The 392-nt window shown below is 58.4% G+C and carries 1 protein-coding gene; it reads right to left on the minus strand.

Going from position 1 to position 392, the window contains the following annotated elements; genetic code table 11:
* Positions 1 to 358 (minus strand): hypothetical protein (locus tag D0817_RS26790; protein ID WP_202866525.1); only part of this gene is annotated, 358 nt, incomplete at its 3' end.
* Positions 359 to 392: the final 34 nt, after the last annotated feature.

Below are 392 nucleotides of genomic sequence, written 5' to 3' on the forward strand. Positions count from 1 at the left end.
TGCGCTTGTTCATGTTCTCGAGCTTGCCTTGCAGCTCGACCACATAGTTCTTCATGATGCCGATCGGATCGATCTCGACGAACACTTGGGTGATCTTGCGCATCATGCTCATGTACATGTACTTGCCGAGGCGCCAGAAGCGCTTGTCGGTGACGATGAAGCCGAGCACGACGGCGACCACGCCGAGCGCGATCGCGGTGATCGTGTTCTGCAGCAAGGTGATGATGTAAGGCAGCGCCTGGTAAAGCAGATAGCCCGCGCCCCCGATCAGGGCCACGCCGAAAATCTGGCCGGTAACGCCCTCGGGGCGCTCCCAGAAGCCCTTCGGTTTGAAATCCTTCGGAGCGTTCTCGATCATGTTGACATCCTTTGCTGGGGGTGGGGCGGTAGAA

This window comes from Flavobacterium cupreum, assembly GCF_003996965.1.
Taxonomy (GTDB): Bacteria; Bacteroidota; Bacteroidia; order Flavobacteriales; family Flavobacteriaceae; genus Flavobacterium; species Flavobacterium cupreum.